The organism is Streptomyces sp. NPDC054765 (assembly GCF_053612065.1).
Window position 1 is genome coordinate 16,345 of sequence record NZ_JBSHBP010000056.1, and the last position, 25,843, is coordinate 42,187.

General features: G+C 70.7%; 17 protein-coding genes. 13 read left to right on the forward strand and 4 right to left on the reverse strand.

What is annotated here, in order from left to right; translation table 11 throughout:
• Nucleotides 1–34: 34 nt before the first annotated feature.
• The 7 genes from ACWGJY_RS28495 to ACWGJY_RS28525 all read left to right on the forward strand — a co-directional run bounded on the left by ACWGJY_RS28495 (nucleotide 35) and on the right by ACWGJY_RS28525 (nucleotide 11,397).
• Complete coding sequence (locus ACWGJY_RS28495) at nucleotides 35–331, forward strand: YlxR family protein (protein ID WP_359014465.1); 297 nt, start codon at nucleotides 35–37, stop codon at nucleotides 329–331.
• A gap of 163 nt (nucleotides 332–494) precedes the next feature.
• Nucleotides 495–3,653, forward strand: coding sequence for a translation initiation factor IF-2 (gene infB / locus ACWGJY_RS28500; RefSeq protein ID WP_453263728.1), 3,159 nt, complete (start codon nucleotides 495–497; stop codon nucleotides 3,651–3,653).
• 198 nt (nucleotides 3,654–3,851) lie between these two features.
• Nucleotides 3,852–4,145, forward strand: a complete 294-nt coding sequence (locus ACWGJY_RS28505) for a DUF503 domain-containing protein (RefSeq protein ID WP_327705147.1) — start codon at nucleotides 3,852–3,854, stop codon at nucleotides 4,143–4,145.
• A gap of 65 nt (nucleotides 4,146–4,210) precedes the next feature.
• Complete coding sequence (gene rbfA, locus ACWGJY_RS28510) at nucleotides 4,211–4,663, forward strand: 30S ribosome-binding factor RbfA (RefSeq protein ID WP_159469587.1); 453 nt, start codon at nucleotides 4,211–4,213, stop codon at nucleotides 4,661–4,663.
• Nucleotides 4,660–5,646: a tRNA pseudouridine(55) synthase TruB gene (gene truB, locus ACWGJY_RS28515; protein ID WP_453263729.1), complete on the forward strand. Its 987-nt coding sequence runs from the start codon at nucleotides 4,660–4,662 to the stop codon at nucleotides 5,644–5,646. The genes rbfA and truB overlap by 4 nt, the downstream gene beginning before the upstream one ends.
• Before the next feature lie 274 nt (nucleotides 5,647–5,920).
• A complete protein-coding gene (locus ACWGJY_RS28520) occupies nucleotides 5,921–10,084 on the forward strand; it encodes a hypothetical protein (protein ID WP_453263730.1) in 4,164 nt (1,387 codons plus the stop codon).
• A gap of 365 nt (nucleotides 10,085–10,449) precedes the next feature.
• Nucleotides 10,450–11,397, forward strand: a complete 948-nt coding sequence (locus tag ACWGJY_RS28525) for a bifunctional riboflavin kinase/FAD synthetase (RefSeq protein ID WP_453263731.1) — start codon at nucleotides 10,450–10,452, stop codon at nucleotides 11,395–11,397.
• A gap of 494 nt (nucleotides 11,398–11,891) precedes the next feature.
• Here the strand turns inward: ACWGJY_RS28525 and ACWGJY_RS28530 are convergent, their stop codons facing one another.
• From ACWGJY_RS28530 to eccE, 4 genes are all read right to left on the reverse strand, one after another.
• Nucleotides 11,892–13,292: an isopeptide-forming domain-containing fimbrial protein gene (locus ACWGJY_RS28530; RefSeq protein WP_453263732.1), complete on the reverse strand. Its 1,401-nt coding sequence runs from the start codon at nucleotides 13,290–13,292 to the stop codon at nucleotides 11,892–11,894.
• 733 nt (nucleotides 13,293–14,025) lie between these two features.
• Nucleotides 14,026–16,893 (reverse strand): SCO5717 family growth-regulating ATPase, encoded by a 2,868-nt coding sequence (locus ACWGJY_RS28535; RefSeq protein ID WP_453263733.1) that lies wholly within the window; start codon nucleotides 16,891–16,893, stop codon nucleotides 14,026–14,028.
• A 333-nt stretch (nucleotides 16,894–17,226) separates the two neighbouring features.
• The gene (locus ACWGJY_RS28540; protein WP_453263734.1) at nucleotides 17,227–18,072 is read right to left on the reverse strand and encodes a hypothetical protein; all 846 of its coding nucleotides are present in this window, start codon (nucleotides 18,070–18,072) and stop codon (nucleotides 17,227–17,229) included.
• Complete coding sequence (gene eccE / locus ACWGJY_RS28545; RefSeq protein WP_453263735.1) at nucleotides 18,072–19,298, reverse strand: type VII secretion protein EccE; 1,227 nt, start codon at nucleotides 19,296–19,298, stop codon at nucleotides 18,072–18,074. Before eccE ends, ACWGJY_RS28540 begins: the two co-directional genes overlap by 1 nt.
• A gap of 345 nt (nucleotides 19,299–19,643) precedes the next feature.
• On the opposite strand from eccE, the gene ACWGJY_RS28550 reads away from it, so the two are divergent.
• The 6 genes from ACWGJY_RS28550 (at nucleotide 19,644) to ACWGJY_RS28575 (ending at nucleotide 25,781) form a co-directional block, all read left to right on the forward strand.
• Nucleotides 19,644–21,284 carry a type VII secretion protein EccB gene (locus ACWGJY_RS28550; protein ID WP_453263736.1) on the forward strand — a complete coding sequence of 547 codons (1,641 nt, stop codon included), beginning with the start codon at nucleotides 19,644–19,646 and terminating at the stop codon, nucleotides 21,282–21,284.
• Nucleotides 21,285–21,655: 371 nt separating this feature from the next.
• Nucleotides 21,656–21,979 (forward strand): WXG100 family type VII secretion target, encoded by a 324-nt coding sequence (locus ACWGJY_RS28555; RefSeq protein ID WP_453263737.1) that lies wholly within the window; start codon nucleotides 21,656–21,658, stop codon nucleotides 21,977–21,979.
• Between the two features lie 125 nt (nucleotides 21,980–22,104).
• Complete coding sequence (locus tag ACWGJY_RS28560; protein WP_006602760.1) at nucleotides 22,105–22,398, forward strand: WXG100 family type VII secretion target; 294 nt, start codon at nucleotides 22,105–22,107, stop codon at nucleotides 22,396–22,398.
• Nucleotides 22,399–22,616: 218 nt separating this feature from the next.
• Nucleotides 22,617–23,855: a type VII secretion-associated serine protease mycosin gene (gene mycP / locus ACWGJY_RS28565; protein WP_453263738.1), complete on the forward strand. Its 1,239-nt coding sequence runs from the start codon at nucleotides 22,617–22,619 to the stop codon at nucleotides 23,853–23,855.
• Nucleotides 23,856–23,875: 20 nt separating this feature from the next.
• Nucleotides 23,876–24,223 carry a hypothetical protein gene (locus tag ACWGJY_RS28570; RefSeq protein WP_453263739.1) on the forward strand — a complete coding sequence of 116 codons (348 nt, stop codon included), beginning with the start codon at nucleotides 23,876–23,878 and terminating at the stop codon, nucleotides 24,221–24,223.
• A 40-nt stretch (nucleotides 24,224–24,263) separates the two neighbouring features.
• A complete protein-coding gene (locus ACWGJY_RS28575) occupies nucleotides 24,264–25,781 on the forward strand; it encodes a hypothetical protein (RefSeq protein WP_453263740.1) in 1,518 nt (505 codons plus the stop codon).
• Nucleotides 25,782–25,843 lie beyond the last annotated feature (62 nt).

Genomic DNA, 25,843 nt, shown 5'->3' on the forward strand with positions numbered 1-25,843 from the left:
GGGTCGGGTCGGCGCGGGGAGGTAGACTTAAGCAGTGTCTGGCCGGACGCATGCCCGCGCATGCCCTGAGCGCACCTGTCTGGGATGCCGGGAGCGAGCGGCCAAGGGCGATTTGCTGCGCATCGTGGAGATCGAGGGTGAGTGTGCCCCCGATCCTCGCGGTACGCTGCCCGGCCGGGGTGCTTACGTGCACCCGACACTGGTCTGCCTCGACCTGGCGGTTCGCCGCCGGGCGTTCAACCGGGCCTACCGGGCCCGGGGACCGTTCGACACGACGGAGTTGCGTCGGTTCATCGAGCGGACGCCCGTCGAGCAGCCGCCATTGCAATAACGCACAGCAGCTGGAAACGCACAGCGCACGGAAAACCGTGCGGTCAGGTACCTCGCGAGTCGGAAGTAGGTCGAGATTGCGATGAGCACTCGATGAGTACGCGATGAGTACGCCCATGAAGTAGCGACGGTCCGGTGGACAACCCGGACCTAGAAGGAGCGAAGTGGCTAAGGTCCGGGTATACGAACTCGCCAAGGAGTTCGGCGTTGAGAGCAAGGTCGTCATGGCCAAGCTCCAAGAACTTGGTGAATTCGTCCGTTCAGCGTCCTCGACGATCGAGGCGCCGGTTGTTCGCAAGCTGACCGATGCTTTCCAGGCAGGCAGCGGCAACGGCCGCGCCGCCGGCAAGCCCGCGGCGCCGCGCAAGTCGGCCCCCACGAAGCCGTCCGCGCCGTCTCCGGCGCAGGCCGGGGACACCTCCCGCGCCGTTAAGGCAGCGGGGGAACGTCCTGCTGCCCCGAAGCCGGGCGCCCCCAAGCCGGGCCCCGCGGCTCCGGCAGCCCCCGAGGCACCGAAGGCCCCTGAGGCCCCCGAGGCCCCGGTGGCACCCAAGAGCACTCCCGCCGCCGGCCCCACCCCGGGCCCGCGCCCCACCCCGGCGCGCCCCGCGGCACCCAAGCCCGCTCCGGCCGCCCCCGCGCAGCCCGAGTTCCAGGCTCCGCCGTCCGCGCCGGCCGCTCCCGCTGCCGGCCAGTCGGCTCCCCGTCCCGGTGCCCCCGGCCCGCGTCCGGCCCGTCCGGCGTCCGGTCAGGGCGGCCAGGGCGGCCAGGGCGGTCAGGGCCGCGGTAACGCTCCGCGTCCCGGTGGCGAGCGTCCGGCCCCGCGTCCCGGTGGCCGTCCGTCCGGCCCCCGTCCGGGCAACAACCCCTTCACCTCCGGTGGTTCCACGGGCATGGCCCGTCCGCAGGCCCCCCGTCCCGGTGGCGCCCCGCGTCCCGGCGGCCAGGGTGGTCCCGGCGGCCCGCGTCCGCAGGGCGGCGGCCAGGGCGGTCCCCGTCCCCAGGGCGGCGGCCAGGGCGGCGCGCGTCCCACCCCCGGTGGTATGCCCCGTCCGCAGGGTGCGGCTCCCGGCGGCGCCCCGCGTCCCGGTGGCGGCGGCGGTAACCGCCCGAACCCGGGCATGATGCCGCAGCGTCCCGCTGCCGGCCCGCGTCCGGGCCCCGGCGGTGGCGGCGGCCGCGGTCCCGGCGGTGCCGGTCGTCCCGGTGGCGGTGCCGGTCGTCCCGGTGGCGGCGGCGGTTTCGCCGGTCGTCCCGGTGGCGGTGGCGGCGGTCGTCCGGGTGGCGGCGGCGGTTTCGCCGGTCGTCCCGGTGGCGGCGGTCCCGGTGGTGGCGGCGGCTTCGGCGGTCGTCCCGGCTTCGCCGGCCGTCCCGGCGGCCCCGGCGGCCGTGGTGGCACGCAGGGTGCGTTCGGCCGTCCCGGCGGTCCGGCGCGCCGTGGCCGCAAGTCGAAGCGGCAGAGGCGTCAGGAGTACGAGGCCATGCAGGCCCCGTCGGTGGGCGGCATCATGCTGCCGCGCGGCAACGGCGCGACGGTTCGCCTGTCGCGTGGTGCCTCGCTGACGGACTTCGCGGAGAAGATCAACGCCAACCCGGCGTCGCTGGTCCAGGTCATGCTGAACCTGGGCGAGATGGTCACCGCGACCCAGTCGGTCTCCGACGAGACGCTCCAGCTGCTCGCCGACGAGATGAACTACGTCGTCGAGATCGTCAGCCCGGAGGAGGAGGACCGCGAGCTGCTCGAGTCCTTCGACATCGACTTCGGTGAGAACGAGGGCGGCGAGGACATGCTCGTCGCGCGTCCGCCGGTGGTGACCGTCATGGGTCACGTCGACCACGGTAAGACCCGGCTGCTCGACGCGATCCGCAAGACGAACGTCATCGCGGGCGAGGCCGGTGGCATCACCCAGCACATCGGTGCCTACCAGGTCGCGACCGAGGTCAACGACGAAGAGCGTCGGATCACCTTCATCGACACCCCCGGTCACGAGGCGTTCACCGCCATGCGTGCCCGTGGTGCCAAGTCGACCGACATCGCGATCCTCGTGGTGGCGGCCAACGACGGTGTCATGCCGCAGACGATCGAGGCCCTGAACCACGCCAAGGCGGCCGATGTGCCGATCGTGGTCGCGGTCAACAAGATCGACGTCGAGGGCGCCGACCCGACCAAGGTGCGCGGCCAGCTCACCGAGTTCGGTCTGGTGGCCGAGGAGTACGGCGGCGACACCATGTTCGTCGACATCTCCGCCCGCCAGGGTCTGAACATCGACCAGCTGCTCGAGGCCGTGGTCCTGACCGCGGATGCCTCGCTCGACCTGCGCGCCAACGCGGAGCAGGACGCGCAGGGCATCGCGATCGAGGCCCACCTCGACCGTGGCCGCGGCGCCGTGGCGACCGTCCTGGTCCAGCGCGGCACGCTGCGCGTCGGCGAGACGATGGTGGTCGGCGACGCGTACGGCCGAGTCCGTGCGATGTTCGACGACAAGGGCAACAACGTCGAGGAAGCGGGTCCGTCGACCCCCGTCCTGGTCCTGGGTCTGACCAACGTCCCGGGCGCCGGCGACAACTTCCTGGTGGTCGACGAGGACCGTACGGCCCGTCAGATCGCCGAGAAGCGCGCGGCGCGCGAGCGCAACGCCGCCTTCGCCAAGCGCACCCGCCGGGTGTCCCTGGAGGACCTGGACAAGGTGCTCAAGGCCGGCGAGGTCCAGCAGCTCAACCTCATCATCAAGGGTGACGCTTCTGGTTCCGTCGAGGCCCTGGAGTCCTCGCTGCTCCAGCTCGACGTCGGCGAAGAGGTCGACATCCGGGTGCTGCACCGCGGCGTCGGTGCGGTCACGGAGACCGACATCAACCTGGCGTCCGGCTCCGACGCGATCGTCATCGGCTTCAACGTGCGGGCCGAAGGCCGTGCCACGCAGATGGCCGAGCGCGAGGGCGTCGACGTCCGGTACTACTCGGTCATCTACCAGGCGATCGAGGAGATCGAGGCGGCCCTCAAGGGCATGCTCAAGCCGGAGTACGAGGAGGTCGAGCTCGGTACCGCGGAGATCCGCGAGATCTTCCGCTCGTCCAAGCTCGGCAACATCGCGGGTGTGCTCATCCGCTCCGGCGAGGTCAAGCGCAACACCAAGGCGCGCCTCATCCGCGACGGCAAGGTGGTCGCGGAGGACCTCAACATCCAGGGTCTGCGCCGCTTCAAGGACGACGTCACCGAGATCCGCGAAGGCTTCGAGGGCGGTATCAACCTCGGGAACTTCAACGACATCAAGATCGACGACGTCATCGCGACGTACGAGATGCGCGAGAAGCCGCGCGGCTGATCATGCGCGGGACTGCCCGCGCGTAGCACGGTCCACCGGAAACGGTGGCCGGGCGACGCGCGGGACCGGGGCCGGTCGGCGGAGTTATTTCCGTCGATCGGCCCCGGCCGTTGCGTGTACGGTTCCCCTGACACGTACACCTCCAGCTCATGCTGGGTGGTGCCCCCAAGGCCCCGCGGGTGGCTTGACCCGTCTTGCATGTACGTAGGGACGCTGTCCTTCGACCTGCTTCTCGGCGACGTACGGTCGCTGAAGGAGAAGCGCTCCGTCGTCCGCCCGATCGTCGCCGAACTCCACCGCAAATTCGCGGTGAGCGTCGCGGAGGTCGGGGACCAGGATCTGCACCGCAGGGCCACCATCGGCCTGGCGGTGGTTTCCGGGGACGCCGGGCATCTCACCGATGTCATGGACCGCTGCGAGCGCCTGGTCGCCGCACGGCCCGAAGTGGAGCTGCTGTCGGTACACCGACGGCTGCACGGCGACGACGACTGACCCGGGGACCGGGCAGTCCGCCGCCGGTGGAAGCACAATTGTGGAAGAAAGAAGGAGACGGACCAGTGGCCGACAATGCGCGGGCGAAGAAGCTGGCGGACCTCATCCGGGAGGTGGTCGCCCAGAAGCTGCAGCGCGGAATCAAGGACCCGCGGCTCGGTTCGCACGTGACCATCACGGACACCCGGGTCACCGGCGACCTGCGGGAGGCTACGGTCTTCTACACGGTCTACGGCGATGACGAGGAGCGGGCCAGCGCCGCCGCCGGGCTGGAGAGCGCCAAGGGCATCCTGCGCTCCGCGGTCGGGGCCGCGGCGGGGACGAAGTTCACGCCCACCCTGGCCTTCGTGCCGGACGCCCTGCCGGAGAACGCCAAGACGATCGACGACCTGCTCGACAAGGCACGGGCCTCGGACGCCAAGGTGCGCGAGGTCTCCTCGGGTGCCGAGTACGCCGGCGAGGCCGACCCGTACCGCAAGCCGGGCGAGGACGATGACGAGGGCACCGCGGCAGAATGAAGCGTGAGAGCAACAATCGGAACGAGAGGGGCGAGCGCGCAGCGCTCCGGGGCAAGGGCGATGGTGGGCAACGGGCGGGCGGGCTGGTCATCGTCGACAAGCCGTCCGGCTTCACTTCGCACGACGTGGTGGCGAAGATGCGCGGGATGGCGCGCACCCGCCGGGTCGGGCACGCCGGCACGCTCGATCCGATGGCGACGGGCGTGCTCGTCCTGGGCCTCGAGCGGGCCACCAAGCTGCTCGGCCATCTCGCGCTGACGGAGAAGGAGTACGTCGGCACGATCCGGCTCGGCCAGACGACGATCACCGATGACGCCGAGGGCGAGATCACCGCGTCGAAGGCGGCGCACGGTCTCGTCCGCGACGACATCGACGCGGGCGTCGGCCGGCTCTCTGGCGCGATCATGCAGGTCCCGTCGAAGGTCAGCGCCATCAAGATCAACGGCAAGCGGTCGTACTCGCGGGTCCGCGACGGCGAGGACGTGGAGATTCCGGCCCGGCCGGTCACCGTCTCCTCCTTCGTGGTGCACTCCGCACACGAGACCGAGGCCGAGGACGGCACCCCGGTGACCGATCTGCTGGTCTCCGTCGAGTGCTCGTCCGGTACGTACATCCGCGCCCTGGCCCGTGACCTGGGCGAGGGTCTCGGTGTCGGCGGCCATCTCACCGCGCTGCGCCGTACCCGCGTCGGCCCGTACAAGCTGGACCGGGCGCGCACGCTCGAACAGCTCCAGGCCGCCGTGGACGACACCGAGGGGGAGGGCCTGCCGGTCATGCCGCTCGGCGACGCGGCCGCCGCGGCGTTCACCCGCTGGGACGTCGCCGAGGCGCAGGCCCGCCTGCTGCTCAACGGCGCACGGATCCCGATGCCGCTCTTCGAGGGCAACGGACCCGTCGCGGCGTTCGGACCCGACGGCCGGTTCCTCGCGCTGGTGGAGAACCAGGGCGGGAAGGCGAAGAGCCTGGCGGTGTTCGCGGTCTAGGACGGGCCGGCGACCTGGCATCTCACCGGGCCGGGTCCGGAGGCGTGGGGACGCGCTCCGGGCCCGGCCTTGTGCGTGGAGCGGCGGTTCCCCCTGCCCCTCTCCTCCTTCGGGCCCGGCTGTCCCTCACCTGAGGGTTCCGGCCATTCACTCATTCGGTGAGGCGCTCGAAGTGAATCAAGGCGCGGACGGGGGCGCGTTGGCAGGGCTCCCTGTCGGGACGATCACCGCCTGCTTACCGTTCAAAGGACGGGACAGGGCGAGAGGACCGGCGATGGCATTGCTGGACGCCGATGCGGACGTGGCACTGGTGCGGATCCGCGATCTGGCAGGTCGGACGCGTGGTACGGGGTTCCTCGCGGACCACGAGGGCACCGTGATCACCAGCCACGAGGCGGTGGACGGGGCGACGCAGCTGGTGTTGCAGCCCATGGCGGACGGCGCCGGCGGCGGCGCGGCCGGGGGCGGCGGATGGACCTGCGTGGTGGCGGCCGACGCCCTCACGCCCCTTCCGGAGGCCGGACTCGCCCTCGTACGGGCCGGCGACTTCGGGCCGCACCGGCTCACGCCGCTGCCCATCGCCGCCGGCCGGCCGCCCGCGGGCACCGCCGCGCGCCTCTGGGCGGGCGGCTGGCTGGACGGCACGGTCGTCGGGCCGGGCTCCGGGGTGATGTACACGGCCGCCGAGCGCGTCCACCTCCTCGACGAAACGCTGGAGCTGGGACTCTGCGCCGGGGGCCGGGAGGCACTGCGGCTGGGCGGTCCCGCGGTCGGCGGGCCGGTGCTGGACGCCCGGACGGGCGCGGTGCTCGGCATCCTCGGCACCGCGCTGCACCCCCAGGCTCCCGCCCGCGCCCGAGGCGGGGAGAGTCCCTTCGGGCGCCGGGCGGGCGGCTTCGCGATTCCGCTGCGCGCGGCCGCCGAGGCCGCGCCCCTCGGTGCGCTGGCCGTGCTGCTGGCGCGCAATGCGGCGACCGTTCCGGCCTACGGCAGTGAGTTGAACCCGGCCGGCGCACGGCGTCTCGGCGAGGTGTCGATGGGCGCCACCGGGCGGCTGCGGCTGTGGCGGGAGCCGGTCGAACGGCCGGATACCGTCGCGGAGTTCGTGCGCTTCGAGGAGGCCCGGGGGGCGGCCGGAGCGCGGGTGCTGGGGCTGGTGGGGGAGCCGGGGACCGGGCGGAGCACGGAGCTGGCCGGGCTCGCGGCCCGCCGGGCACAGGACCCGGAACCGGCACCGACGGTCTGGCTGCGCGGCGCGGAACTGCGGGCCGGCGACGACGGGGTACGCACCGCGGTCGAGCGGGCGCTGCGGTTCGCCGGCCGGAGCGTCGCCGGGGCGGGCCGTACGGCCGGTGATCCGGCGGACACCACCTCGCAGGGCGTGGCCCGTGCGGCGTCCGCGGCCGGGCGTCCACTGCTGGTGCTGCTCGACGGGCCGGAGGAGATGCCGCAGGCCCTGGCGCGGCGGGAGCGGCTGGCCGGGTGGACCGAGGCGACGGCCGACTGGCTGCGTACGGCCGATGTGCGGCTGGTGATCGCCTGCCGCCCCGAGTACTGGGAGCGGACCGGTGCGCTCTTCCCGCCCGGCATGCTGCACCGTCCGCGCCGTCCGGTGCCCGCGCTGCCCGCCTGTGTGGAGCTGGGTGACCTCCCCGAGGAGGCGGCGGAGCGTGCCCGTGGCCGCTACGGCCTGCCGCCCGGCACACCGGCCGCGGCCGACGCCCGCCATCCGCTGGCCCTGCGTCTGCTCGCGGAGGTGGGTGCGGCGCTGGCAGAGGGGGAGGAGGCCGGTGCGGCGATGCCCGAGGGGCGCGAGGCCGGTGCGGTGCCGGCCGAGGGGGAGGGGGCCGGACAGGGGCGGGAAGAGGGGGACGGGGCCGGACGGGAAGAGGGGGACGGGGCCGGACCGGAGGACGATCCGGGTGGCCTCGGCGCGCCTGATCGCCATCAGATCTTCGACGCCTATCTGGACCTGGTGTGCCTGCGCATCGCCGTACGGCTCGCGGCCGCGCACCGGCCCGCGCTGCGCGGCACCGCCGTCCGCCGGCTGGCCGCCCAGGTCGCCGGCCAGGTGCACGAGGCGGCCCGCCGCTGTCTCGGCCCCGGGCCGGGCGCGCTGGACCGTATGTCGTTCGAGGAGGTCTTTCCGCGGGAGCCCGGCTGGGCCTCCGCGGTGCTGGCCGAGGGGCTGCTGGTCCCGGCCGGCACCGGATACCGTTTTGTGCACGAGGAGTTCGCGGAGTGGCTGCAGGGCGCTCATGTCGACCTCGATCTGCTGCCCGCCCCCGGGCACCGCACCGGTCCGGCCGTCCAGGCATTGCTGCTGCTCGGCAGGCGTGAGGGCAGCGTACAACTGACCTTCCGGCTCGCGGAGTTGGTGCCGATGGCGACCGCCCCCGCGGCCGGACCGCCGGCCGGCTACGCCGTGGACGGCCGCTGGTGGGCCGCCCATCTGCTGTCCGGCGTACTGCTCCGGGTCCCCGACGCGCGGCCGTACACGGGCGTATTGCGGCTGCTCGCCGACCGGATCACGGAACGGTCCCTCCGGGCGGGCGGCTTCGTGCACACGGGTCTGGAGGCGTTCGGGCCATGGTTCTGGGAGCGGCTGGCACTGCCCGACGAGGACCGGATGGATCTGCTGCGCCGCCTGCTGCCGGCGGATGGGCCACACGGCGGGGCGAGGCGGGTGCCGGGCCGGGTGCTGCGGCGGGGGGCCGGGGAAGGTGCCGGTGCGGGTGGTGCGGGTGGTGCGGGTGGTGCGGGTGGTGTGCGGGGCGGTGCGTCGTCGGCGTCCGGCCCGTCGTCGTGGTCGGATCGGCCGGCGCGGTCCGGTGCGTCGTCGTGGCCGGGTCCTCCGTCGCCGTCGGAGCCTCCGCCGGGTGACCCGTCGCCGTCCGAGCCTCCGCCGGGTGACCCGTCGCCGGTCACCGGGTCCGGTGACGGGACAGGCGCGGGGCGACATTTCGCACCGGCCCCACGCGTACGCGTCCATCCCGCCGACGATCCGGCGTCCGCGGCCGGCGGCGACGGCTGGACCGACGCCACCAGTGGCCCGCGCCCCGCTCCCGCCGGGACCGGCACCGAGGACAGAACCCCCGCAGAGGCCGTCGCCGGGCCCGGGACCGAGCCCGCCGCGGCCCGCTCGCCGCGGTTCCTCGATGCCGCGGCCGGGCTGCTGCGCAGGGATCCGGAGCGGATGCAGCCGCTGCTGTGCGCCTGGTTCGAGGACACCCGCCCGCTGCAACGGGCCGACGCGGAAGACGGCGGCACGGCTCCCGCCGCAGCCGCCCCGCCGTCCGAGATCACGGTGGCCGCCGCCGCGCAGGCGCTGCTGCACACCCACCGCCACCGGGCGCTCGATGCGCTCACGGAGGCGCTGGTGGAGGCCGCGCATCCCAAGGGCGACGAGCTGATGGACGCGCTCGCCGAGGACGAGCCGACGGCGGTGTGCCGGGCCGTGGACCGCTGGGCGCACGACGAGCGTCCCGAGCGCCGGGCCGCCGCGGTGTCGTACGGCCTGCGGGCCGCCCGTCATGCCGTCGCCGATGCTGACCGGGCCCTGCTGCGCTACGCCGCCCTCTGCCTCCTCGCCCGGAGCGCCGACAGCGCGCACCACGGCTCCGCGCTGGCCCTGCTGATGGGCGACCCGGCCACCCGCTCCCGGTTCCTGGACCGGGCGCTGGCCCGTTTCGTCGCGGGGGATCCCCAGCTGCCGCCCACGGCGTTCCAGGCGGCCCTCGACGATCACCCGGGGCCGGTGCTGGAGGCCTTCCGGGCCCGGCTGGTCGGCGGCGAGGGCCCGCCGGTGGCGGCCGCGCTGCTGCGGATGCTCGCCCGCGTCGATGCGCCGGACCTCGCCGCCCGCGTCGCCGACCTCGTCCGCGACTGTGCCCGGCAGTGCCCGGACCGCGCCGCACGGCCGGTGGCGGAGTTCCTCGACCGCCGCCTCGACCGCGGCCCGGCCGCCCGCGCCGCGCTCCGTCCGCTGGCCGTGGAGTTGCTGACCCGGTCCCCCGTACCGGTCCGGTGCGCACTCGCCGCCGTGATGGCCGAGACCGGCTCCGGCGACTCGGTCCCGCTGCGCCGTGAACTGCTCGACGCGCTGCTGGCGCACGAGGCGTCGTACGCGGCTCCGCGCGGCGCGTACGACGAGGGCGGCCGGGACACGCGGGTGCTGGAGGCGCTGCTGCGGGCGGCCGCCGAGGGCGCGGAGCGGCGGCCGGCGGAGCGCACCCGCGAGCTGGTGCACCGCACCGGAATGCTGCTGGTCCGTACGCCGGAGGGCGCGGCCTGCTTCGACCGGCGGCTGGTGGAACTGGGGCGGCGGGTGCCCGGATTCGCCCGTCGGGTGCAGGACTGGGTGGCGGACGAGCCGGGGGAGTGGGCGGCGATGGTGGGCCCCGGCGCCCGTGCCACGCTCGCCGGGTGTCACAGCTGACCGGGGATGCCGCTACGCACCGGCGGGCGTGGGACGGTTGACCGGCGGTGGGCATGGCACGGTTGGCCGGCGACGGATCGCCGGAGGGCCGGATCGATAGCCGGGCGATGGCCGGAGGGTCGGGGTGTTGGACGGGCGATGGCCGGACGGTCGGGGTGTTGGACGGGCGATGGCCGGACGGTCGGGCGATCGACGGGGGAATCGACGGACGGGCGAATCGACGGACCAGGGTCGCACGGAGGCTCGGGCAGGTGCCCGGAGCCACCCTTCGCGCGGAGCATCACCCGCGGCATGGCAGTCTTAGACCTGCGCCATGCCGAATTGGCGCAATGGACGGACAAGGGTTCGGGCGAGGAGCGGGCACTGTGCAGCGCTGGCGTGGCTTGGAGGACATCCCCGAGGGCTGGGGACGCAGCGTCGTCACCATCGGCTCGTACGACGGAGTGCACCGCGGCCACCAATTGATCATCGGCAAGGCCGTCGCGCGCGCCCGTGAGCTGGGGATCCCCGCGGTGGTCGTCACTTTCGACCCGCACCCGAGCGAGGTCGTGCGGCCCGGCACCCACCCGCCGCTGCTGGCGCCGCACCACCGGCGTGCGGAGCTGATGGCCGGGCTGGGGGTGGACGCGGTGCTGATCCTCCCGTTCACCAAGGAGTTCTCGAAGCTGGCCCCGGCCGACTTCGTGGCCAAGGTACTGGTCGACAAGCTGCACGCCCAGGTCGTCGTCGAGGGCCCCAACTTCCGCTTCGGGCACAAGGCAACCGGCAACGTCGAGACCCTCGCCGAGCTCGGGACCACCTACGACTACAGCGTGGAGGTCATCGACCTCTACGAGCGCGGGGCGGCCGGCGGCGGCGAGCCGTTCTCCTCCACGCTCACCCGACGGCTGGTCGCCGAGGGCGAGGTGGCCGGTGCGATGGAGGTCCTGGGCCGGCCGCACCGGGTCGAGGGCGTCGTCGTACGCGGTGCCCAGCGCGGCCGCGAACTGGGCTTCCCGACGGCCAATGTGGAGACCCTGCCGCACACCGCGATCCCGGCCGACGGCGTTTACGCGGGCCTGCTGCAGGTCGAGGGCGAGGCGATGCCCGCGGCCATCTCGGTCGGCACCAACCCGCAGTTCGACGGCAAGGCACGCACCGTCGAGGCGTACGCCATCGACCGCATCGGCCTGGACCTGTACGGCCTGCACGTCGGGGTGGACTTCCTCGCCTACATCCGTGGCCAGGAGAAGTTCGACACCCTCGACGCGTTGCTGGAGCGGATGGCGGTCGATGTGAAGCTGGCTCGGGGGCTGGTCGCGGAGGCGAGTTGATCGCTGCGGTGGGACTGATCGCTGTGGCGGGACTGATCGCCTCGGCGGGTTGACCGCAGGGGGCAGGGCGGGCCGGCTGCCCGGCTGGCCGAGTTCTTGCGGCTCCGCCGCTCCTTTTTGCGCTCCGTCCCTCCGTCCCTCCGTCCCTCCGTGTCGTTCCCGCCGCTTCCCTTCCGACAGGCTTTCCGGCACGGCTCTTCCGTACCCCTCTGGTGATTTCGGGCCGCCCGTTCTCCGGGGCTTTTCTCGTTGCCCGCCGCCTGACCTTTTTCCCCGCCGCCCACCCCCCTTCGGGGGGTGGGCGGGTGTAGCGGTGCGGTAGCGCCAACTCGGCTGATTCCAGGCGGAGTCCGACCGAGAACGGTTCCCTCTTCCGAGGGATGACGTGCTACAGGATTGACGTGCTGCAGGGATGACGTGCTGCAGGGGTGACGTGATGCGGGGATGAGTCATGCGGGGTGACGTCAGTAGTCCTCGTGGCGGTTGGCTGGGGGCTACTTCTGGCCGGCGCAGGGGTCGCAGCAGGAGGGGGCCGGTTCGACACACACGCTGACGGTGTCGGTGTTGTTGGTGGCGTCGGGGTCCTTTTCGTTGCCGGTGGCGGTTGCGACGTTGCTGATCAGGCCGGCTTTGGTGGCCTTGGCCCGCAGCACGAGGGTGGCGGTGGCGCCATCGGTCAGGTCTCCCACGGTCCACTGCCCGGTGGCCGGGTCGTAGCTTCCGGGGCCGTCGGCGGACAGGAAGGTGAGGCCGTCGGGGAGCTGGTCGGTAACGGTGACGCCGGTGGCGTCGTTCGGGCCGGCGTTGTGGACGGTGATGCGGTAGGTCACCGTCTGGCCGACGGTGACGATGGTGGCGTCGGCTGCCTTCGCCACGGTCAGGTCGGCAGCCGGTTTGACCTGTGTGACCTGCTCGTTGGAGGTGGACGTCAATGGCTCTGGCGTGTCGCCGAGCCGGTTCTCGTAGGAGGCGGTTGCGGTGTTGCTGATCTGCATGCCGCCGCTGGCCCGGTCGATGGTGACCCGGTACTCCACCGTGCTCCCGGACGGCAGGGCCTCGGTGCTGGGCAGACTGCCCCCCTCCGCGGCGGTGGCGCCGTTGCCGAGGTGGAAGACAACCTTGTTTGCCTGGGCGTCGTAGTACGCCTGGTCGTCACCTGGCGCGTCGCTCTTCGCCCCGGCGTTCGGGCCGTCGACGATACGCAGGGAGCCGGGCAGATATGTCGTGCCCTGCGGGATGACGTCGGTCAGGATGAGGTTCTCGGCCCCGCCGCCGCCCTCGTTCTTGGCCGTGACGCGGTAGGTGACGACGTCGCCCACATCCAGCGGCCCCGTGGGAATCGCGGTCTTGTCGAGCACCACGTAGGGAGCGGTACCGAAGAAGATGCCGTCCAGGAAGTTGCCGATACTGGGATTGCCGCCGGCTGCAGAGACGGAACGGAAGGCGAAGCGCGTCGTTGTCTGGCCTGCTGGGACGGTGTAAGTACCGGTGTAGTAACCCCAGGCGGTCTTGCCGTCGGTGAAACGCCTCTGCTCCACCGTGGCGCCTGGCGCGCCGATGTCCAGCGCCATGGTGTCGTCCCCCTGGCGGCCACGGTGATACAGCCGCCAGTACAGCTTCGTACCGGGAGTGGTCGGCAGGTCCTGGTAAAGCGTGGACACCTGGTACGCGTTGAGCTCGGCGAACTGGGTGCCGTCGGCTGCCGGCACACCGAGGTAGCCCGAATGCCACAGCTCGATCATGTGGTCGGAGGCGGTGGTGAGCCAGCCCGGAACCCGCTTGGCCGCCTGCGTCTGTGAGGCGTCCGGCAGGATCTCCACACCGGTCACAGGGGGCTGTTCAAAACTGCCGTTGGCCAGGGCGACGCGGAGCGGAGCAGCAGGAGGTGTGGCCATGGTTCTTCCCCTCGGTTCGATGCTGCGGAAATGCACCGCCGACCGGCCGCACCCCTGCGCGTCGTGGCGGAACCGAACGCGGGTAGCGCATCGCATTCACACGAACGCGTAAAGTGACATTTGATGAGCTTTGGCCAACCTGGCTCAGCAGGTTTGGGAAACCCGCCCGGAACACTCCCGCCGCGACGTCATGCGTGAGGCCGAAGGCGCACCGCTCCCGCCACACATGCCTCCCAGCTCCCTCCACCCCGCCCTGTCATGGCCGAAAGCCCCCGTTGCACCCCTTGTGTTCATCCTTCTTCAGGGTGAATCAGCCACCAGCGAAGTTGACGCTCCCGGCGCAGTGGCACCGGCGGGTAGGAATGGCGCAGTAACCGGGTGGTGAGACGACGGCCTTTGTGACCCCTTGAGGTTGTCAAGGCCGATGTCGTGCTTGGGGCGGGCGGTGTCATTGCACGCCAGGAAGATCGACGGGGTTCCTGAGGAGAAGACGGCCGGGTGGCGCGGGCTGCGTTCCCGAAGGGCAGCCTGGCGATGCGGGGCCGTGACGAGTGGGGCGAGCTGTTCCCGGACGCCGACTTCGGTGGGCTGTACCCGACAGGGAGAAGTCGGCGTGGTCGCCGGTCGGCCGGCGTCGGTGCCGGTCATGGAGTTCGCCGAGGGCCGCGGGCCGGATTCGCCAACAGTGTCCTCACAGGTGCCGGGCCCCGCCCCGCATTGCGTGACGCCAGTCTCACTGCGGAGGCGGCTGCTGCTGCCACCCCGGGGCCAGGCCCGGCTGCTCCGGCTGCGGTGCGTCCGGAGCGGGCTGTTGCTGCTGCCAGTGGGCCGGCGGCTGGGCGGGCTGCTGCGTCCAGCCGCCCTGCTGCGGCGGGTAACCGGCCGGCGGCTGGCCCTGCTGCGGCTGCTGCGGCTGCTGCGGCTGTTGTGCCGGCTGCGGCTGACCCTGCTGGGCGGCGTACTGCTGCTGGGCGTACGGATCGCCGCCCATCTGCTGCTGGGGGTACATCCCCTGCGTCTGCTGCGCCCGCGTGAAGTCCTCGGCCACCAGGGCGGAGAGGTGGAAGTACGCCTCACGGGTCTTGGGCCGCATCATGTCGAGGTCGACCTCGGCCCCGGCGGCGAGATGCTCGTCGAAGGGGACGACCACCACACCGCGGCAGCGGGTCTCGAAGTGCGACACGATGTCATCGATCTTGATCATCTTGCCGGTCTCGCGCACTCCCGAGATGACCGTGATACCGCGCTGCACCAGGTCCGCGTAGCCGTGTGCGGACAGCCAGTCCAGGGTGGTGCTCGCGCTGCTCGCACCGTCCACGGACGGGGTGGAGATGATGATCAACTGGTCGGCGAGGTCGAGGACTCCGCGCATCGCGCTGTAGAGCAGACCCGTACCCGAGTCGGTGAGGATGATCGGGTACTGCCGGCCGAGGACGTCGATCGCCCGCCGGTAGTCCTCGTCGTTGAACGTCGTGGAGACCGCGGGGTCCACGTCGTTGGCGAGGATCTCCAGGCCCGAGGGGGCCTGTGAGGTGAACCGGCGGATGTCCATGTAGCTGTGCAGATGCGGGATCGCATGCACCAGGTCACGGATGGTCGCACCGGTCTCACGGCGCACCCGGCGTCCGAGCGTGCCGGCGTCCGGGTTGGCGTCGATCGCCAGGATCTTGTCCTGCCGTTCGGACGCCAGGGTGGAGCCCAGCGCGGTCGTCGTGGTGGTCTTGCCGACACCGCCCTTGAGGCTGATCACCGCGATCCGGTAACAGGACATCACCGGCGTACGGATCAGCTCCAGCTTGCGCTGCCGCTCCGCCTCTTCCTTCTTCGCGCCCAGCTTGAACTTGGACGGCTGGGCATTGGCGCCCGGCTTGCGCTTCTTGGGCTGGTTGCGCAGCAGTCGGTCGGAGGTCAGCTCGACGGCGGCGCTGTAACCGAGCGGCGCGCCGGGAGCGGCCCGCTGCGGCTGCTGCTGGCCCGGCTGCGAGTACGACGCGTAGTTCGCCGCCGCGTTCGGGTCGCCGGCCTGCCGGCCGGGGAGCGGCTGGTATGGAGACTGCTGGGCTTGCTGGGCCGGTTGAACCTGCTGGGCCTGCTGGCCTTGATGAGCCTGTTGGGCTTGCTGGGCCTGTTGGGCCTGTTGGGCTTGATACGCCTGCTGGGCTTGTTGAGCCTGTGCCGCCTGGGCCTGTGCCGCCTGCGCCTGAGCTGCCTGTTGCTGGTCGTAGCCGTGCTGCGCCTGGGCCGCCTGGGCCTGGGCCGCCTGGGCCTGGGCCGCCTGTTGCTGGTCGTAGCCGTGCTGCGCCTGCTGGGGGTACTGGCTCTGCTGCGGGTAGCCCTGCGCGCCGGTCTGCGGATAGCCGTACGCCGACTGGGGTGCGGTCGGGTGCGGTTGGTGCTGCGGCTGCGGCCGGCCCTGCTGCGGATAGCCGTACGCGGGCTGCGGGTAACCGTACGCAGGCTGTTGCTGCTGTACGGGCGCGCCCTGCTGCTGTGGGGGGTAGCCACCCTGCTGAGCGGGCTGCGCCTGCGGGTAGCCGGCCTGCGGCTGCTGTGCCTGTGGTTGGTACTGCGCCTGCTGTTGCTGCTGGGCCGAGGCCTGCTGCTGGCCCTGCTGCGACTGTTGACCGGCCTGCGCCTGCGCCGTTCGAGGGTCCGCGGGCTGGAACTCCGGCGGCAGCGGCGGCAGCGGAACACGCTGCTGCGGCCCCTCCGGCGCGGCGCCCCAGGGAGCACCCTGCTGAGGGATTCCCTGCTGGGGGACGTTCTGCGGAGCCGTCTGCCGGGGGTCGCCCTGCTGCGGCAGGCCTTGCTGCGGCACACCCTGCTGGGGCGTGCTCGCCTGCGGCTGCGGCTGCGGCTGGACCTGGGCGGGTTGTGCGCCCTGTGCGGTGGCCTCGGGGGCCGGCCGGGGCCGATCGGGAGCGGCAGCATCAGGAGCCGCGCCTCCGCCCTCGGCAGCGGCCTGAGACACCTCCACGGCTGCCGGCTGCGGCGCCGCGGCGGCGGGTGCGGCCTCGGCCGCCGTGGTGGGTGAGGCCTCCGGCTCGGACGGGCTCACCGCCTCCGGCGCCTCGTCATCGTCGTCCCAGAGCGAGGCCGACGGGTCGACACCGGTGCCGGCGCGATGATTGCCGGAGCCTGCGTCCTCGTTCGAGGCCGGAGAGGCCGGAGAGGTCGGAGCGGTCGACGAGGTCGGCGCGGCCTCCGCGGCCGCCTCCGGAGCGGGAGGTGCGGCGGCCGGCGTGTCCCTGCCGGTGTCCTGCGGGCGCAGCGTCGGGAAGCCGGGCGGTGCGGTCGCTACGGGCGGCGGGGCCGTCGGCGCACCCTGCTGCGGAATTCCGGGCGCACCCTGGGCGGGCCCGGTCAGCGGCCGGCCCGTGGGCGGCCCGTGCGGGGGCTGGGACTCGGCGGCCGGAGTGGTGGGCGAAGACGCAGGAGGAGTCGCGGGGGAGGCGGCGCTCGTGCCCTCACCACTGGTGTCGTTGCTCGCGTACCAGGCCGGTGCGGCGAAATCGATCTTGAACTCACCGGTCAGGTCGAACTCGGACTGGTCGTCGTCAGGATCGTTTCCCTCCGGACGGAAAGCCTCCTGCTCGTTCACTGTGCCTCCTGGTGTACTGCAACGCACCTGAACGGCAGGACCGGATACAGGCGGATCGATCGGATGTAGCGGAAGTCGGAACACACCACCCGGGGTTGCGCCAACACTAACTGTCTCCGTCCCCGTTTCTACTGCCGTCGTGCTGTGCTCCGGCGGCTCTCCCACACAGCCTAATCAAGAGTCGGCCCCCAGCGGCAGTCGGTGCCGTGTCGTCTTCAAGCCCCTTCGGCACACGTACGGGCGCACCCATGGGTGCGCCCGTAAGACCTGCCTGCGGCCGGCGGCTCGTGCGCGGCGCGCAGCGCCCCGCGGTCAACCGGCCCGCACCGGTGGTCAGTCCATGCGGCGCGGCCCGCCGAGCAGGTTGGTCTCCGCTTCCGTGGGCTGGGTCATGACGAACTGGTGGCCGTCGCGCGAGCACCACAGCAGGGCGTTGTCGCTGAGCGTCGGCAGCACCGCACGGACCTGGTCCGGCAGCCGCATGATTCGCGTCACAACCTCCGCCTCCTCGGGCGAGAGCCGCTGCAGGCCGACCAGATCGGCACGGCCGAGCAGCTGCGGCGACCGCGGTCCGAGGAACGGCAGCACGGTCAGCACCGACTGCCAGGGGCTCGGCGCGAGCTGATTGCGCGGCGGCCGCGCACCCATGTCCCGTACGACCAGCACCGGGCTGGAAATCGACGGCCCCTGGGGCGCGATCTGACGCACATCGTGGACGGAGACGCACTGCTGTCCGCCGCCCGCGGCCTGTGCCATCTGCCCCCAGGCCGGCGGCCGCGCCGTCTCGACCGCGACCCGGGCGCCGGTGGCGACCGTACGCAGCGCCAGCACCTGTGCCATCCACATGCTGCCGACCAGCGCGATCTCCATCGGTGCCGGCCGCAGCAGGCTCAGCACGGCGGGCTGGTTCTGCGGGTCGATGCCGATGATCACGCCGTCGTCGCCGACCGGCAGGGTCAGCGCGGCGAGCGACTCGGCCGTCAGGACGTGCGGGCTGCGCCGGGGGCCGCGCAGGCCGAAGCCGGGCCGGGGCTTCAGGCCGTTCGGGCCCGACTGCTCCTGCTCCGGACGCGGCTGGTGCGACAGCCGGCCACCGCCGGTGCCGCTGCCGCCGATGGGGGGATTGCGCCAGCCGTTGCCGCTGGTGTTGACACGGGGCTGATAGGTGGGAGAGGCCATCAGCGGGTACCTCCGAGGGGAAGCGTGGCCAGCAGGCCGGGCAGCTGTTCCCGGTCGAGCCGTACGAGCCCGACCTTCACGGAACCGGAACGGCGCTCCAACTCGCTCTGAGCGGCGGAGAGTTCGTTCTCACTGCGGGTGGAAAGACGGACGTAACCCGAGATGGCCGGGGCGCGGCCCCCGCCGTGCGTGGCGGTCAGCGCGAAGGTGCTGGCCATCGCCCTGGTGCTGGTCAGCAGCTGGGTGACGGCCGCCAACGGCGCACCGCCCTCGCCCAGTTGGGGCCACCGGCCGATCCAGTACGTGGAGTGCCAGCGGTCGTCGCAGCGCACCGCCCGGGTCGTCTCCTGGGTGCGGCGGGCCGCCCGGCCGTCACGGCCCATCGCGCCATTGGCGGCCCGCGGGCTGACGCACACCGCGGTACCGATCGCGGCCACGACCTCGCGCTCGGCGAGCACCCTGGCGCGCACGCCGTGCGCGGTCAGCCGGCTGACGAGCTGGTCGGCGGCGCGCAGCAGTGAACGCTTGGCGCCCTCCATCCCGCCGCCGCGGGCCTCGATCGCCTCCGAGCACAGCTCGGGGTCGAGCTTGAGCGCGATCCATGTCAGCTGCAGCGCCGGTGTCTGTGACTGGGCCTGCAGCGGCGCGTACGAGCGGGCCGCGACGGCCTGTTCGGGCAGATGCGGCGCCGGCGCGGGCTGGGTGTACTGGACGAACTGCACGGATTCGAGGTGGATGTCCTCGATGTCGAGCGCGGTGTGCAGCACCTCCAGCGGCAGCATGTGGCTGCCGCGCTGCGGCCGCAGCGGCTCGTCACGGGCGTCCACCTGGACGAGGGCGGTCAGGAATGTCCCGTCACCGACGAACCCGATGGCGCGCTGATCCGCCTCGGTGGTGAACTCGTAGGTCTGCAGCGCCGGTTCGCACTCCACCACCGGGGCGAACGCCGGGTCCACACCCTGCGTGGCCGCGATCACGGAGGCGCTGTCCTTGCCGCGGCGCTTCATCGCGCGCACGGTCGTGATCCACTCCGGCAGCGGAACCCTCCGCCGCCGCCCGAGCGCGAAAACGACCAGAACGGCCGCGATCACAATGGCCGCGGTCAGCACGGCCGGATGGATCGCCCAGCCCACCAGTACCAGTGCCGCGGCGAGTTCGATGATGGCCAGCTGCTGGACGCGCACCCCGCCGATGGTTCCCGCCTGCTGGCGCAGCCGCGGTGCCACCGGACCGGCCGGACGGGCCGCGGAATCCCGGCCGCCATTTCCTCTGTTGCCCGAAGCTGTACCGTTTTGGTCAGCATTTCCCGCGTATTGCGGGGCAGCGGAAGGCTGTTGTTGCTGTTGCCGCCCATTGCGGCGTCGAGCCCTGGTGGCGCTGGACATCCCCCGGCCTGCTCCTCTACTGGTGGTGTGGCCTCTAGACGTATCGGTCGCCTGCTGAGACTGGTGCGTTGGAAGGTGGCACCCGTACCGTACGGGGCGATCGACACACGGCATAGTAGAGGGCGCTACGGCGTGAGTGCCGGGGGCGGTCGTTGTGGATCCGACAGGCGGGGAGAGAAAGCAACAATGGCATCACGTCGGGACGAGCTGAATGCGTATTCGTTCGCTCGAAAGCGCACGAATGCGGCATTTCTGAAGCCGCTGCCGAACGGTTCGATCGAGAGTGCCCCCAAGCCCCTCAAGGCGGTGGTGCCGAGCGTCGTCGTGGGTGTCATGATGCTCGTGGGATTCGGTGCGTGCGGCATTCTCAAGCCTGTTGCGCCCCAGGGGTGGGACGAGGTCGGGAAGAATGTCATCGTCGGGGACGAATCCACCACGCGTTACGTCGTCCTGAATAGTAAAGACGTCAACGGCAAGAACCAGAAACTGCTGCATCCCATCCTGAACCTCGCATCCGCCCGGCTCCTTATCGACCCGAAGTTCAACGTCGTCAAGGTCAAGGAATCCGAGCTGGACGGAAAACTCCCGCACGGACCCGCCCTCGGTATTCCGTACGCCCCCGACCGGCTGCCCACCTCCGAGGACGCCGGCAAGCCGAAGACCTGGGCGGTGTGCAACCGCCCCGGCACGGGCGCCGGCGCCAAGCCCCAGCAGGCCGTCTTCGTCCTTGCCGGCAAGGACAAGAAGCTCGTCGAGGACAAGGGCAAGCTCGACATCCACCAGGCGCTGTACGTCGAGGACCCCCAGGGCAAGAAGTGGCTGGTCGACCACAACGGCATGGCCTTCGGATTCAACTCCGCCCGCATGGGGGCGGGTTCCGGCAGCAAGGAAGAGGGCGACGCCGTCCTGCGCCGCATCATCTTCGGCTCCGACGCCACGCCGCAGAAGGTGTCGAAGCAGTTCATGGACACCCTCCTGACCGTCCCTGACCAGCTCTCCATCAGCATGCCCACGGTCGACGGGGCGGGATCCCGGACCACCGCCCAGAAGGTCCCGCAGAAGGCCAGGACCGTCGGCTCGATCCTCGAGGGCAGCGACGGTCACAAGTACGTCGTGGAGAGGGATGGCGTCGAGCAGGTGACGAACTTCGTCGCGAAGCTCCTGCAGGAGGGCGCGAACGCGAAGAAGCTGCACCCCGACGGTTCGCCGCTCACTCCCGTACCCGTCGCCGCCGGCAGTATCGACCCGAAGCGGGATGACGCGGGCAACCAGACCACCTTCCTGGGGAAGGTCTTCGGCGGCTTCGACTCGCCGTGGCCCACCGAAGCCGTTTCGACGGCCAACGACTTCACGCACGGCTCCCAGACCGGCGGCCTGGTCACCCCCACGGACAGCGGGGTGTCCTGCAGTGTCTACAACGGCACCAACACCAAGTACCCGGGCGGTGAGGAGAAGCAGCTCGGATACCCGAACGGTGTGCCGGACATGCAGACCTGGGTCGGCAAGGACTACCCGGCCAAGCCCGCCGGCGGCGCCAGCTCGTACGTCACCCCCGGCAGCGGGCTGCTCTACACGGAGGTGCCCACCCCCTCCGCGAAGAGCGGCAGCCTGTTCCTGGTCACCGACACCGGACTGCGCTACTCGATTCCGCGGAACAACGACGGCGGGGACACGGCCGGCAACGACAAGCAGGAACTGGATCAGTCGAGGCTTCACCTGGGCTACGGGGGCACCCACCCCCCGCTCATTCTGAAGTCGTGGTCCACCCTGCTCTCCGAAGGGCCGGCACTGGACATCCGAAGCGCCAAGAAGCCGCAGTCGTCCTGATAGGCACGAAGTCGGCGCCGAAGTCCGCGCCCGGGGTCCGGGACGGCAATCGGCGCGGAAGCCGCTGCGTCCGGATTCCGTGCGCCGTGGAATTCACCAAGGTCGTTCGCCGACCTCTCGGTGCGATCTTCACCGCTCTCCCACACCCCGACCTGACCGATAGCATCACTTCTGTCCGGTTCTTTTGAACAACGTTTCGGCGACGGGCAGTTGACAGGTTGTGATCCCGTCACAAGAACCCTCCCCCTGTTGGGAACAGACATATGGAGTGGTTAAAGTAGCCAAAGGCGTCAGCAGGAGATGCCTACCGCGCGAGCGCCTGTTGCGGCATGCCGCGGTACGACGTACGAGTCTCATGGGGGACGTTGACTATGGCTGGTCAGCAGTACACAACCACCGAGGAGGAGATGGTCGCGTTCAGCGGCAAGATCTCCTCGGTCAATCAGTCGATCCAGGGCGAGATCTCGCGCCTGAACACGGTCGTCGACACCATCACGTCCGGGTGGAAGGGTGCTGCGGCCACCTCGTACAACCAGCTGCAGACGCAGGTGAACGAGGACGCCAACCGTCTCAACCAGCTTCTGGGTGAGATCAAGGAAGCGATCGACGCGACCACGAAGAACTACACCGCCTCCGAGGAGGAGCAGGCCCGGTCGATCTCGCACGTCTCCGCCTCGGCTTCCCCGTTCGGATGATGGAGCCGCGTCGCGTTCCGCGGCGCAGCGGCTCAGCAGTCACAGCGCGGGCCAGCCGGGCAGTCCCCGCCGGCCCGCTGTGGCATGTGCATCGACCAGGCTTCATCAACTCCTGAGGAGACACCATGTCAGGCCAGATCCTCGTAAATTTCGCGACGATCTCGCAGGCCAGTTCCGACGTGCGCGGTACGGCCAACAACATCCGCCAGCAGCTCGACGACCTCGAGGCGGGCGTCAAGAAGATCGCCGCCAGCTGGGAAGGTGCCGCGCAGGAGGGCTACCAGGCCCGCCAGCGTGAGTGGGACCAGCGCGCGGCCTCCCTGCACTCGACGCTCGAGGCCATCGCCAAGGCGCTGGACCAGGCGGCCCAGAACTACCAGGCCACCGAGCACAAGAACTCCGGTATCTGGGCGGGCTGACCTCGCGTCAGGACCGGTACGGACAGCGATCGGCTGAGCAGCCCGACGGCTCGCACAGTGGTCAATGAGGGCGAGCGCGCTGCATCAGTGCGCTCGCCCTTCTGCCGTCCGGTACCGCCCCGCAACACCTCCGCCAACTCCTCCACACCGCCCCTTTCTCCGCCGTTTCCTCACTCCTCGTTCCCGCCCATTCCGTATACAGGGAGAGCAGACAACCCGTGGGATCTCGCGCCATTGGCCATCGAGCCGGGCACCGTCGCACTGCGGCGGGTGCACTGGTTACGGCGGCGTGCATTGCCGGTCTGTCGAGCGTGACCGCCGCGCCGGCGATTGCGGACGAGAACGTGCCGCTCAACAGCGGCGAGTGCAAGTTCGGTACGGACAACATCGAAGAGACCCCTTGGTCGTTGCAGCGACTCCTGACCAATCAGCTGTGGGCCGACGGAATGAAGGGTCAAGGAATCCGCGTCGGCGTCATCGACACCGGGATCGACGCGGGCAATCCGCAGCTCAAAAGCGCGATCGGCAGCGGCGGTATGTCCCTTGTCAACGGCAAGCCGACCGAGGACAAGGTCGGCCACGGCACCAAGGTCGCGGGCATCATTGCCGCCCGCCCGGTCAAGGGTTCCGGCTTCTTCGGGATCGCGCCCAAGGCGACCGTCATCCCGTTCCAGCAGACTTCGGACGAGAAGGCCGGCACCGCCGAAAGCCTGGCCAAGGCCGTCAACAAGGCCGTGGCGGAGAATGTCGACATCATCAACATCTCCCAGGGAACCGGCGCCGACCCAAGCCTTCTGCCCACCCTCAAGCAAGCGATCGCGAACGCAAGCGCCCATAACGTTCTGGTGGTCGCCTCGGCCGGCAACGGTGGCGCCGACGGCGGCGAGAAGAACATGTACCCCGCTGCGTTCTCGAATGCTTACCCCAACGTCTTGGCAGTGGCGGCCTCGGACCGCAACAACGAGCGCGCGCCCTTCTCCCAGTCCGGGAAGTTCGTCCAAATCGCCGCCCCCGGCGTCGACATGGTCTCCACGGTCCCCGACGGCGGAAACTGCGTCGACCAGGGCACCAGCTTCGCCGCCCCCTATGTCACAGGAGCCGCGGCCCTTCTCAAGGCCAAGCACAAGAACTGGACGCCGCAGAAGCTCATCTGGCATCTCGAGCAGACCGCCGAGCGTGTGGGAAAGAACCGCGACGACTTCATCGGCTGGGGTGTCGTCGACCCGGTGGCAGCCCTCAACGACGACAGCGCGCCCACCGCCGAACCCAAGCCGGACAAGCCCTCGAACGTGGCTGACGGCTCCGACATCCATCCGGTCGCGGTCACACTCGGGGAAAGCACCGAGGACCGGCGTGCCCGCGTATCCATCTACATTGTCGGCGGCGGACTTCTGGCCGTCGGTACGGTAGTGGGCTGCGCAATCGCACTTCGTGACTGGCGACGGAAAACTGCATAGCAAACACGGGGAGGCCAAACATGGCTGACGATTCCTACCGCGTCGATCTCGACAGACTCGATGAGGTCGTCAAGAAGCTCAACAGTGTGCTCAAGGACATGCAGAGCGCCTCGGGCAAGGCGAAGAGCGGGACGCATCTTCCGGAGGGCGCACTGGGCAAGGGCTTCGAGGAAGAGGGCGAACTGCGGCAGACGCATGCCGCGATGAAGGACCACATCGAGAGGAACGTGCTCAAGAATCTTGAGGATCTGATCGATGATCTCAAGAAGAAGACCTCAAAAGCTCACGGCGCCTATCAGGACCAAGAGCAGAACACGAGCAATGCCATGAACGATGGGCAGTCTTCGACGCAAAACAAGTACTCCTGAGCGGTAGCGATGAGCTTGCAGAGGAAGAGGGGGCAGGGGCGTGGGTAGTTACGCGGATTCGAAGTACGCGCCGCAGGACAAGTGCTATGCCATCGAGAACACCACGAAGTTCTACAAGGTCGACTTTGAGTCGCTGAAGGCCATGGTGGCCGATGCGAAGCCAGAGACGGTCGTCGGCGTTGCTCACGCCTGGGAACAGGTGCACAACAGGATGGTGGTCGACGACGGCGGTGGCATCCGCGCGTACTTCGACAGGGCCATCGACGAGGTTCTGCAGCATTGGGAGGGTTCTGCCGCGAAGGCGTTTCGCGAGCGCGCCAAGAAGATCAGCCAGAATGTCGAGAACGGTGCGAAGTATGCCAAGCTCGTGGGCGATGGCATGAGTCGTGCGCATGAGGCTCTCAGTGCGTACAAGCAGCACCTCGACGGCATGGAGATGCCGGACTGGGGCGACCGGGCCTGGGACTGGGCGACGGACCATATCGACCGCCAGGACAAGAACGCCGACGTGCAGCTGGCGGGCGGAAAGAGTGCGACGCAGGTCGTTAAGGACAACGAAGACGACCTGTCGGCCCAGAAGGAGACCCAGCTGAAGGCTGCGGCGACCATGGAATACCTGGGCGCCGCTTACCGGACCAACGCGGCAGCAATCGGCAAGCCCGCCTCCCCCAATGTTGACGATCCGTCGGACATCCCTCCGCCGGACAACTCGGGTATTCCGCCGGTTCACTACCCCCTGCCGGCAAGTATCACCAAGCCCAAGGGAACGCCGAAGGGCTCGATGAAGCCCGTAGGTCAGGCGCCGGGGCCGGGGTTCTCGAGCGACGGCGTGAAGACGCCGGGGATCAGCGGCGGTATCGGCAACACGACGCCGGGCCATGGCTCCTTCTCGCCGCACGTGGGCACGGGCCTTGACAGCTTGACTCCTCCGCAAGGCGGTGTGGGCACCGGCGGAGGTCCCGGCGTCAGCACCGGAGGCATGAGTGGTGGCGCCGGTCCTGGCGGCGGTGCCGGCGCAGGTCACGGTGGGCTTCCCGATATGCCGGGCGGCATGGCCGGTGGTGCTGGTGGCCGTACTGGTGGGACTACGGGTGGCGCTGGTGGTCGTGCCGGTGGGATCACGGGTGGCGTTGGCAGTCGTGCAGGTGGGGCCGCCGGCACCGGGGCTGCCGGGCGTGGGACCGGACGTGCCGGCATGCCCGGCATGGGTGGTGCCGGTGCCGTAGGAGCCAAGGGCGGCGCCAAGGGGGCCGGTGCTGCGGGCCGTGGCGCTGGACTCGCCCGGCAGAAGGGCGGAGTAGTGGGTGCCGGCTCGGGAGGCAAGACGACTGCCGGGTCTCAGGGCGGCTCCGGGTTGCATCGCAGCCGTGGTGGTGCCCAGCCCGGTGCCGGCGCTTCTGGCAGCCGACGTCCTGCCGGTATGTCTGGCGCACACGGTGCCCATGGCGCAAAGGCCAAGGACGACAAGGGGCAGAACGGCCAGCGTCCGGACTACCTGGTTGAGGACGAAGAGACGTGGACGACCGAGCGCAATGTCGCTCCGAAGGTGATTGAGTAGCTAGCCTTCGGGTGTGACAGCGGCGGAAACGAGTTGGGCCCGCAGTCATTGGGCTGCGGGCC

Excerpts from the sequence above, each read along its gene's own strand:
- ACWGJY_RS28505 (WP_327705147.1), top strand. The coding sequence starts at position 3,852 with ATGTACGTAGGGACGCTGTCCTTCGACCTGCTTCTCGGCGACGTACGG.
- truB (WP_453263729.1), top strand. The coding sequence starts at position 4,660 with ATGAAGCGTGAGAGCAACAATCGGAACGAGAGGGGCGAGCGCGCAGCG.
- ACWGJY_RS28520 (WP_453263730.1), top strand. The coding sequence starts at position 5,921 with ATGGCATTGCTGGACGCCGATGCGGACGTGGCACTGGTGCGGATCCGC.
- ACWGJY_RS28530 (WP_453263732.1), bottom strand. The coding sequence starts at position 13,292 with ATGGCCACACCTCCTGCTGCTCCGCTCCGCGTCGCCCTGGCCAACGGC.
- ACWGJY_RS28540 (WP_453263734.1), bottom strand. The coding sequence starts at position 18,072 with ATGGCCTCTCCCACCTATCAGCCCCGTGTCAACACCAGCGGCAACGGC.
- ACWGJY_RS28550 (WP_453263736.1), top strand. The coding sequence starts at position 19,644 with ATGGCATCACGTCGGGACGAGCTGAATGCGTATTCGTTCGCTCGAAAG.
- ACWGJY_RS28555 (WP_453263737.1), top strand. The coding sequence starts at position 21,656 with ATGGCTGGTCAGCAGTACACAACCACCGAGGAGGAGATGGTCGCGTTC.
- ACWGJY_RS28560 (WP_006602760.1), top strand. The coding sequence starts at position 22,105 with ATGTCAGGCCAGATCCTCGTAAATTTCGCGACGATCTCGCAGGCCAGT.
- ACWGJY_RS28570 (WP_453263739.1), top strand. The coding sequence starts at position 23,876 with ATGGCTGACGATTCCTACCGCGTCGATCTCGACAGACTCGATGAGGTC.